Raw genomic sequence first — 493 nt, 5'->3', positions numbered from 1 at the left:
GGGGCCCCTTCTGCCCATTCGTCCTACGAGATCCCCACCCCCAATGCGCCCGGCTCGCGCCGTTCGCACTACGGGGGGAATGTAGCCCCGGCAGGACGCCCTTCACAAGAGGTGAGTCGGATTCCCCTTCTGGAATACATCGAATCCGCGATCATCCGGACGGTCGTCGCTAGGCTGGCGCCGACCGCGCCGGTCCGACGGCGCGGCGGAAAGACGGGGAATGCCCAACATCAGAGTCGAGCTCCTGCCCGGACGCACCGTCGACCAGCGCCGCCGCTTCGCCGAAGAGGTCACCCGCGCCGCCGTCGAGGCGCTCGGCGCCCGGCGGCAGGACGTGCGCATCATGTTCGAGGAGGTCGCCGCCGACTTCGTCGCGAACGGCGGCGTGCTCGCCAGCGAGGACCCCGGCCGCTCGGCCGTCGTCTCGCGCTTCGGTGGCCCGGGGTCACCGGGCTGAAACGACGAACGGATGCCGCGACCGAGGTCGCGGCAT

At 70.8% G+C, this 493-nt stretch carries 1 protein-coding gene; it reads left to right on the top strand.

Features of this window, described 5'->3' with window-relative positions:
* The first annotated feature begins 220 nt into the window (after positions 1–220).
* Positions 221–457, top strand: a complete 237-nt coding sequence (locus tag ABG085_RS04780) for a tautomerase family protein (protein ID WP_347978286.1) — start codon at positions 221–223, stop codon at positions 455–457.
* Positions 458–493: the final 36 nt, after the last annotated feature.

The organism is Microbacterium sp. ProA8 (assembly GCF_039905635.1).
GTDB classification, from domain to species: Bacteria; Actinomycetota; Actinomycetes; order Actinomycetales; family Microbacteriaceae; genus Microbacterium; species Microbacterium chionoecetis.
This window is presented reverse-complemented; position numbering and strand designations above follow the sequence as displayed.